Source organism: Variovorax sp. OV329 (assembly GCF_900114785.1).
Taxonomy (GTDB): domain Bacteria; phylum Pseudomonadota; class Gammaproteobacteria; order Burkholderiales; family Burkholderiaceae_C; genus Variovorax.
In genome coordinates, this window is sequence record NZ_FOUG01000051.1 from 1 (window position 1) to 2,433 (window position 2,433).

Here is a 2,433-nt window from a genome sequence, read left to right on the forward strand (position 1 = left end):
GTAAGCGTCCGGCCAACCCATCTTGATTCCCGCCGGCGGGCCTAGGAGCATCGTGTTCACTACTCCACTTATTTCTTGGCGGACACGTGAACACTATCGAGGCTGCAGCGGTGAAGGGAGATCGGCGCCGCAGGCGCCGTCACACCGATGAGTTCAAGGCGAACCTGGTTGCCGCCTGCTCTCGGCCCGGCGTGTCGATCGCTTCGGTGGCATTGGCCAATGGCGTCAATGCGAACCTGTTGCGCCGTTGGATTGAGCAAGGCGGTCAACGGTTGCCCAGCGTCGACCCTGTCGACCTGCCGCGGGATCAAGCCAAGGCGGCGTTCGTGCCCGTGCAGCTCGACACCACGCCTTCGCCAACAGCATCTGACATCCGCATCGAACTCAAGCGCGGCGCGACCACAGTGATCGTGAACTGGCCATCCAGTGCTGTAGCGGCGAGCGCTGCCTGGCTTCGCGAGATCTTGCGTTGATCCGCGTCGAGTCGATCTGGATGGCAGTGCAGCCGCTGGACATGCGCGCCGGCACCGAGGCTGCTCTGGCCCGGGTCGTGTTGGTGTTTGGCGCTGCACGCCCGCACCATGCCTACCTCTTCGCCAACCGGCGTGCCAATCGCATGAAGGTACTCGTGCACGACGGCATCGGCGTGTGGTTGGCAGCCAGGCGGCTGAACAGCGGCAAGTTCGCCTGGCCCAAGAACATTGAGGGAACGCTGACACTGAGCCGGCCGCAGTTCGAAGCGCTGGTACTGGGACTGCCCTGGCAACTCGTCGGCGAGGCCGGTGTGATCACCACGCTGTAGTGCGTCCATTGCGGTATCTGCGGATAGTTCGCGTGCACAGTTGGTGGCACGATCACTGTCCGTGATCGCCGACGACATCGACACGCTGGACCCCCAGGAGCTTCGCGAGAGGCTGCGCAAGGCCGACGCTCAGTTGGCGTTCCACAAGTCGATCATCGACAAGCTCACGCACGAGAACGCGATCCTCAAGCGGCTGAAGTTTGCCGCCAAGAGCGAGGTCTACAACGCCGAGCAAAAGAGCTTGCTCGAGGAGACGCTGGACACCGATCTGGCCGCCGTCGCTGCAGAGATCGAAGCGCTGCAGGCAACGAGATCGTCCCCCGCTGAGAAGCAGCAACCCAAGCGCGAGAAACTGCCCGCAAACCTGCCGCGCCGTGAGATCCACCACGAGCCGGAGAACACCACCTGTGGGTGCGGCGAGACACTGCAGCGTATCGGCGAGGACGTAGCCGAGAAGCTGGACTACCAGCCGGGCGTGTTCACGGTGGAGCGCCACATCCGCGGCAAGTGGGTGTGCAGGTGCTGCGAGAAGATCACGCAGGCGCCGGTGCCGGCTCACGTCATCGACAAGGGAGTGCCCACCGCCGGGCTTCTCGCTCAGGTGCTGGTGGCCAAGTACCTGGACCACCTGCCGCTGTATCGGCAGGAAGCGATCTTCGAACGTGCAGGCCACGTCATCGCGCGCTCGACGCTGGCCCAGTGGGTGGGTGAGTGCGGCATCCAGCTGCAGCCGCTGGTGGACGCGCTTGCAGCAGAGCTGCTGCGACACGGCGTGCTGCATGCTGACGAGACCCCTGTGGCGATGCTCAAGCCCGGAGCGGGCAAGACGCACCGGGCCTACCTGTGGAGCTACTGCACGACGCAGTTCAACCCGATCCAGGGCGTCGTGTTCGACTTCGCCGACAGTCGAGGCGGACAGCACGTGCGTGACTTCCTCAAACTGAGCGCAACCAGCGCCAAGCCGGGGTGGGGCGGCAAGCTCGTCACCGATGACTTCAGCGGCTACAAGGCCTGCTTCGAACTCGGGGTAACTGAGGTCGGGTGCATGGCACACGCGCGGCGCAAGTTCCACGAGCTATGGGTCAACCACGGCAGTCCGGTTGGCGAACAGGCGCTGAAGTTCTTCGCGACACTGTATGACCTCGAGCGCGAGGTGGCGCGAGCCGGCAGCGGCACCAGACTCGAACTTCGACGACGACGATCTAGGCCGGTGGCCGATGCGCTGCATCAGTGGATGCGCCAGCAGCGCCAGAAGATCCCCGACGGATCAGCGACCGCCAAGGCGATCGACTACAGCCTCAGGCGCTGGGATGCGCTTACGCGCTTCCTCGAAGACGGCAACCTGCCGATTGACAACAACTGGGTAGAAAACCGGATCCGACCGATCGCGCTCGGCCGCCAGAACTGGCTGTTCGCCGGATCACTGCGCGCAGGCAAACGAGCAGCCGCCGCCATGAGCCTGATCCACTCGGCCAAGCTCAACGGGCACGATCCCTACGCCTACATCCGAGACGTCCTGACCAGGCTGCCGACCCATCCCGCCAGCCGTATCGAAGAGCTCCTGCCGCATCGCTGGCAGCAGAGCTGACCTGCGCGAATCGCCGTCAAGGCGAGTTCACCGGACGCTTACC

The 2,433-nt window shown here is 64.3% G+C and carries 3 protein-coding genes; all 3 read left to right on the forward strand.

Features of this window, described 5'->3' with window-relative positions; translation table 11 throughout:
* The first annotated feature begins 86 nt into the window (after nucleotides 1-86).
* The 3 genes from BM345_RS29485 (at nucleotide 87) to BM345_RS29495 (ending at nucleotide 2,390) form a co-directional block, all read left to right on the forward strand.
* Complete coding sequence (locus BM345_RS29485) at nucleotides 87-473, forward strand: IS66-like element accessory protein TnpA (RefSeq protein WP_093387393.1); 387 nt, start codon at nucleotides 87-89, stop codon at nucleotides 471-473.
* Nucleotides 470-802, forward strand: coding sequence for an IS66 family insertion sequence element accessory protein TnpB (tnpB, locus tag BM345_RS29490; RefSeq protein WP_093387396.1), 333 nt, complete (start codon nucleotides 470-472; stop codon nucleotides 800-802). Before BM345_RS29485 ends, tnpB begins: the two co-directional genes overlap by 4 nt.
* An 85-nt stretch (nucleotides 803-887) precedes the next feature.
* Nucleotides 888-2,390 carry an IS66 family transposase gene (locus tag BM345_RS29495; RefSeq protein WP_254790057.1) on the forward strand — a complete coding sequence of 501 codons (1,503 nt, stop codon included), beginning with the start codon at nucleotides 888-890 and terminating at the stop codon, nucleotides 2,388-2,390.
* The last annotated feature ends 43 nt before the right edge of the window (nucleotides 2,391-2,433 follow it).